Annotated in this window: 8 protein-coding genes; 3 read left to right on the top strand and 5 right to left on the bottom strand. The window is 36.8% G+C overall.

Annotated features, from left to right (window positions below):
- Window positions 1-76 precede the first annotated feature (76 nt).
- Entirely contained in the window at window positions 77-1,015 is a 939-nt protein-coding gene (locus CD138_RS12315; RefSeq protein ID WP_019167984.1) for a 1,4-dihydroxy-2-naphthoate polyprenyltransferase, read from the top strand.
- A gap of 204 nt (window positions 1,016-1,219) precedes the next feature.
- Here CD138_RS12315 and CD138_RS12320 read toward each other — a convergent pair whose 3' ends face one another.
- The 3 genes from CD138_RS12320 to CD138_RS12330 are packed head-to-tail and all read right to left on the bottom strand — an operon-like array spanning window position 1,220 to window position 3,208.
- Window positions 1,220-1,993, bottom strand: coding sequence for an ABC transporter permease (locus CD138_RS12320; RefSeq protein ID WP_019167985.1), 774 nt, complete (start codon window positions 1,991-1,993; stop codon window positions 1,220-1,222).
- Entirely contained in the window at window positions 1,990-2,640 is a 651-nt protein-coding gene (locus CD138_RS12325; RefSeq protein ID WP_019167986.1) for an ABC transporter ATP-binding protein, read from the bottom strand. The genes CD138_RS12320 and CD138_RS12325 overlap by 4 nt, the downstream gene beginning before the upstream one ends.
- Window positions 2,633-3,208 (bottom strand): GNAT family N-acetyltransferase, encoded by a 576-nt coding sequence (locus CD138_RS12330; protein WP_019167987.1) that lies wholly within the window; start codon window positions 3,206-3,208, stop codon window positions 2,633-2,635. The genes CD138_RS12325 and CD138_RS12330 overlap by 8 nt, the downstream gene beginning before the upstream one ends.
- A gap of 137 nt (window positions 3,209-3,345) precedes the next feature.
- On the opposite strand from CD138_RS12330, the gene CD138_RS12335 reads away from it, so the two are divergent.
- On the top strand, window positions 3,346-3,756 hold the full coding sequence (locus CD138_RS12335; RefSeq protein ID WP_019167988.1) for a YolD-like family protein: 411 nt from the start codon (window positions 3,346-3,348) through the stop codon (window positions 3,754-3,756).
- Window positions 3,757-3,928: 172 nt separating this feature from the next.
- Here CD138_RS12335 and CD138_RS12340 read toward each other — a convergent pair whose 3' ends face one another.
- Both CD138_RS12340 and CD138_RS12345 read right to left on the bottom strand, forming a co-directional pair.
- Complete coding sequence (locus CD138_RS12340; protein WP_026066817.1) at window positions 3,929-4,531, bottom strand: CPBP family glutamic-type intramembrane protease; 603 nt, start codon at window positions 4,529-4,531, stop codon at window positions 3,929-3,931.
- Window positions 4,532-4,538: 7 nt separating this feature from the next.
- On the bottom strand, window positions 4,539-4,724 hold the full coding sequence (locus CD138_RS12345) for a YkvS family protein (protein WP_014614328.1): 186 nt from the start codon (window positions 4,722-4,724) through the stop codon (window positions 4,539-4,541).
- Between the two features lie 186 nt (window positions 4,725-4,910).
- On the opposite strand from CD138_RS12345, the gene lplA reads away from it, so the two are divergent.
- Window positions 4,911-5,903, top strand: coding sequence for a lipoate--protein ligase (lplA, locus tag CD138_RS12350; RefSeq protein ID WP_019167990.1), 993 nt, complete (start codon window positions 4,911-4,913; stop codon window positions 5,901-5,903).
- Window positions 5,904-6,323: the final 420 nt, after the last annotated feature.

Raw genomic sequence — 6,323 nt, forward strand, 5'->3', positions numbered from 1 at the left:
TTGTAATTGATTTCACTGACGAACTTTTTTATAATATCAATGTAATATAAATATTATAAAAAAGAGGTTGACTAACATGACGTCTCAATTTGAAAAACATTCAACGTTTCACAAATATTGGCAACTCATGCGTCCTCATACATTAACGGCATCCGTTGTTCCTGTTTTAGTCGGAACAGCAACGGCAAAACTTTTTTTATTAGGTAGCGAGGACCATCTCCATTTCGGTTTATTCTTAGCAATGTTGTTCTCATGTTTGTTGATTCAAGCCGCAACCAACATGTTTAATGAATACTATGATTTCAAAAAAGGGTTGGACGACCATGAATCAGTAGGTATCGGTGGTGCCATCGTACGTAACGGGATGACACCGCAACACGTCTTAAGACTTGCAATTATTTTTTATATTATCGCAGCACTACTTGGACTTTACTTAGCTATTCAAAGTTCATTTTGGCTGATCCCTGTTGGTTTACTATGTATGGCTATCGGTTACCTTTATACAGGCGGTCCTTTCCCAATCTCTTGGACACCGTTTGGCGAATTATTCTCAGGTGTTTTCATGGGTATGATTATTATTGTGATTGCTTTTTACATCCAAACAGGCAACCTTCAAAATTATGCTTTTTGGATCAGCATTCCGATTGTCATTACGATTGGGCTCATCAACATGGCAAATAATATTCGTGACCGTGTAAAAGACAGTCAAAGCGGTCGACGCACTTTACCTATTTTATTAGGCAAACGTGGTTCACTTATCTTTTTAGCAACATTTTACGTAATTGCTTACCTATTTGTCATTTACACTGCACTTTTCAAAGATGGTGGTTCACTGTTCTATTTACTCGTATTACTTAGTTTTCCATTACCAGTGAAAGTGTATCGCCGTTTCCAAAAGAATGATACACCACAATCAATGATGCCGGCAATGGCTGCTTCAGGTAAAACGAATACAGTGTTTGGCCTACTTTATGCATTAGGCATTTACATTAGTGCATTGCTTGGTGGCGTATAAGTTCAATCACTCGATGGAATCGAAGTCTTCAAACTACGAAGGCTTCGATTCTTTTTTACACTTTTCTATATCGTACCATACTATTTTGCTTTTCCATAAAAATGCATTAACAAAATTTTAGTATATCTTTACTTTACCATTTCCTCATTTATCCTCTTTTGATTGACAGATATCACCTTAAAGAAACACCATGCATCTCGCACTTTAAGTCACCTCATCTTGGGATGCTTGTACCAATTGATGACGTGCATTAAAGAACTGACGATAGCTCAAATACGTTGTGACTAATGCCGAAATAATTGTCGCTGTAGTATGAATAAAGACGACCATTAATTGAAATTTAATCGCTTGCACTGGCGGCACACCTGCAATAATCATTCCCGTCATCATACCAGGAATCGACACAAGGCCATATGTCTTCACAGAATCAATCGTCGGCACAATCGCGACTTTGATACTTTCTCTAATCGCATCTTTTGCTGCCATGGATGGACTTGCACCTAAAGAAAGTTTGGCTTCAATCACCGCTGTCTCTTTCGTAAAAATACGATTCAAATTTTGATAACTTAAATTGATCGCAATCATGCCATTACTGCCGACCATACCCGCAACTGGAATGATTTCATTCGGTTTAAAACCAATGGCTCCCGTTAACAGTACACCACCTAGAGATAAAATAGCACCCGTTAATATTCCCGCTAAAGAAATCCAAAATGCATGCCGCACCACTGTTGGCTTTCGCTGCTGTGTATTGGCAGCCGCGTTGACCATAATGACTAAAATCAATGCCAGTACAATCCATGTCTCTTCTAATTTAAATACAAATTCAAGCAAATAACCAATAATCACGAGTTGAATGACAGCGCGTATGGCCGCAACGATTAAGTCTTTAGCAATATATAATCGTTCTTTAAACGAAACGAAAATGGGAATGAGTAGCAATAATGATGTCAATAATAGCGAAGTCGTGCTCATCATGACAAACTTGCCTCCCTTGTTAACGTGCCATTACGAATTTCCATTTTGCGGTGAAATTGGCGCTGGCTTTGTGCATGATTGTGAGTAATCCATAAAACAGACATGCCTTCCTGAACTAAATCAAACACCAAGTGCTCAATTTGTCGACTACTCTTATCATCTAACGCACTCGTCGCTTCATCAAGCATGAGCAAGTCTGGTGTAAACATAAGCTGACGTGCAATGGTGATGCGCTGTTTTTCACCTCCAGACATATGCTGTACTTTATCCGAAAGTTTGTATTTTGTTAAACCTACTTTTTCGAGCAGTGTTTTTGCTTTTGACCTATTAAATGAAACTTGACGCACTTTTGCTGGAAAAGCGAGATTATCTTGAATCGTCTCGCCAAATAATTCAACACTTTGTGGCAAATAACTGATATGCTGTCTCAAAATTTCTGGTGAATAATGGGCATAGGGGTGTCCTTTAAATTCAATTTTTCCACTGGTCGGGCTTATTAAATCTGCAATCAACCTCAACAGCGTACTTTTACCACTTCCAGATGGTCCAACGACAGCCACCGCTTCACCCGCTTCGATACGACAACTTATATGGTGTAAAATTTTGCGTTCACCGCTTTGGTAACTCACATTTGTTAACTCAAGCATGGTCATTCCCCTCATTTTGATAAATCATATAACGATATTCATGTCCGTAAAGTAATTTTTTCATTGTCTCTCGGAAACCTAACTTACGATACAATTGATAGGCACGCTCATTATGTTCGTCACAATTCAAACTCCATGTTGCTTTTGGATTCGATTGGAGACGTGCTTGAATTAACTTTGTCGCAATCCCTCGACCACGAAACTCAGGGAAAGTCGCAATCGTTTCAATATACACATCGCCACGTTCTGCCTCTAATACAGGTAATGGCGTTCCGGTTTCCAATTGAATGTCAGCATCCAGCATTAAATTTTGCCAAGCTTGTTCGTATTCCGCTTCATATTGACCTGGATACGCAATTAATATCCCTGCCACTTGTCCATCTACTTCATAAATATCCACGTTTTCAATATGATTTCGATAATGCACTTCCGTTGTGCTTTTAACGAGTGCTGCTATCACGGTTTCTTTCTCATAACGACGCACGATTTCAAGTTCCATATCCCGCCATATCAAGTATGTTAACTCCGCAATCGCAGGCGCATCTTGAGCTGTTGCTTTCCTAATCATATTTCATCCACCTCACTTTTTACATTTTATCCTATTTAACTGATGTTTAAAAATAACTCAATATTATACAAACAAACGTTCTTAAAATACTTCACAAAACAGAACAAGTGTTCTATAATCAGATTGAGGTGATTTCCATGTATGATCGTACGCTCCCTACAGCATACCAATCTGAAACAGACTATCGAAAAATTCCAAGACAATATCTTAACACACGAATTCCTAAAGGGCGCGGCATTGTGAAATGGGCCCCTTTCGCAACATTGCCTGAACAGTTTGAAGCAATTAAGCAGTTCGAAGCCAATCAACTTAAAATTGATCGACCTGACTTAAGCGAAGATCAAATCAATGAACTGAACCAAATGTTGCATTTAAAAATATCGCACAATGCTTTGAGTGAAATTCATTATTGGCGCGCTGGACACATTCATACGATTCAAGGCTATATCGCGAGCATCGATACATTGACGAACGAATTAGTACTCACGAATGAACGACGCACGGACCGCTTAGTCATCGGTTTGAATGAATTGTATGCGATTGAATAGAGTGGATCATACAACAGCATCATTTGATTGACTTTATTTTATTCTATATCCTTATTAAAAAAGATGTCTTGATTTTATAAGTAATGAGAGACTGTCCTTCCTTTCTATCAAATTTTAAAAACACAAAAACACAGCAAACGTTGCGTGAAAGACAACATTTACTGTGTAAGGTTTAACCATGAAAAATCAATAAAATGACGACCGCTACAATTTGAGCGACTGTTGTGGTAATAATTCGGCGTGTATACATAAAACTCAAGCCGAGCAACAATTGGCAAACAAAAATGAATGTCACAATCCACCATTGATCTAAATAGATAAAGAATGAACTTGAAGCTAAAGCACCGACTAATATAGCGAGCCACGGTTTCGAAGTCATACGCACGATTTCTTTTTGTAAAATAGTCCGTAAATATAATTCATGACATGGCATTACAAATAAAAGCGTCACTAAAATTTGCCATTTAAAATAGACACCCGTTCGTGACAATTGTTTAATCAACGAAGCATACGTCAGTTCTGAAGTGATCCATGAGAAAACGACCTGTATCAGTACCAATGCAACACCAGTCGCTAACCCTATCGCAATAGACGTTAATAGACGCTTAGAGGCAAAGTCACGCTGGTAAAATACATAACTGATTCCTGCTATTAACATAATGCCTGTATAGAGTTGCCAATATACACCATGCTCCCCCCACAACAACATTAAAATGATGTGGAAAGCAATAAAGCTCAGTATAAACCAAAGTAGCGGTTTGTTGATTTTTTTCATATTACGCTTATCCTTTTTGTTCAATAATTTTATATCTCTTATGATTAATGACTGTTTTTTCAGGTAAATCTAACTCGCTGAAATTTTCCATGATTGTTAAATCAACAATGACAGAGTTATCATTGATTTTTTCAACTTTTCCTCGTATACCATCATAGAATTCTACAATGTCTCCTACTTCTGCAATTGTCATCTTTCTGTCCCCCTTAGAAATTTACTAGCATATATTGTACTAAAATTTACATTTTAAATAAACAATTTACGTCAATTGTCAGAAATTATTTACATTCAATGTCATTTTAAGGTGAATAATTGGAAAAATAGAGATAAATCATGCATAACATAGGTAGGGCATATTTTGGGAAAGGAGTGTTTCTAGGTGAAATTTATTAGTAATCAAAACCATACTGATCCAACGTTAAATTTAGCAATGGAAGAGTATGTATTAAAAACTGTACCTATGGATGATGACGACAGTTATTTCCTATTTTATATTAACCGACCATCCATCATTGTGGGTAAAAATCAAAATACAATTGAAGAAGTGCATCAACCCTACATCGAAACAAATAAGATTGATGTCGTGCGCCGTATTTCTGGGGGTGGCGCAGTGTATCATGATTTCGGTAATTTAAACTTTAGTTTCATTACTAAAGATGATGGTGATAGTTTTCATAACTTCAAAAAATTCACACAGCCGATTGTTGAAGTGCTCAACGAATTAGGTGTAAAAGCTGAACTTACAGGTCGTAACGACATTCAAGTCGGCCAAGCTAAAATCTCTGGTAATGCGATGGTCAAAGTGAAAGACCGTATGTTTAGTCATGGGACACTCATGTTGAATAGCGATTTGGATGAAGTCCAAAATGCATTGCGTGTCAATCCTGCAAAAATTCAATCTAAAGGTGTCAAATCTGTCCGCAAACGTGTCGCTAATATTCAAGAATTTTTAGATGAGCCTCTCGATATTGAAACATTCAAATCGATTATACTCAAAAAATTATTCGGTGAAGCAGAAGTCGAAACGTATACTTTGACAGAGGAAGACTGGAAAAATATTGAGCAGTTAAGCAACGAAAAATATCGGACATGGGATTGGAATTATGGTAAAAATCCAAAATATAACTTTGAACGCGAGCACAAATTTGAAAAAGGCTTTGTTCAAATTAAACTTGATGTCAAAAAAGGTCGAATTGCGCATGCAAAAATTTTCGGTGACTTTTTCGGTGAAGGTGATGTGACTGAACTTGAACATGCACTGACCGACGTTTTACACCAAAAAGCCGACATTCAAGAAGCACTCAAAGATTATGATTTTTATCATTATTTTGGTGATATTCCTCGTCAAGACCTCATAAAGATGATGGTTTAATCATTTGTACTCAAATCTCACAAAAGTATCATATTGAAAGAATTAAAAAGCATTTCATCTGTTCATTTAAGATGAAATGCTTTTTATAGAATACTAGAATCATTTAGTCCATTTGAAAAATATATGTGTAGACTTTTACTACGCTATTGAAGTCTATCGATCGTGCTTATAAAACTAAATATAAGCAACCTATATTTCAGCAAAATCAATATAAAAAGCGTCAAAAAAGTATTTAAACTTTTTTGACGCTACCTAGCGGAAACGGAGGGAAAAGGCTTATTTTGTGTTTAGTCTTGAAATGGCGTGATTATCGCATTTTCAACGCTTTAACTTTGTGATTAAACTAGATAAAAATAGACTAAATTGACACGCGTTTGACACTTTCACCCCACCTATTGCAGGTGGGGTTTTTCTATAAAA

Source organism: Staphylococcus intermedius NCTC 11048, assembly GCF_002902385.1.
In the GTDB taxonomy this organism is placed as follows: domain Bacteria; phylum Bacillota; class Bacilli; order Staphylococcales; family Staphylococcaceae; genus Staphylococcus; species Staphylococcus intermedius.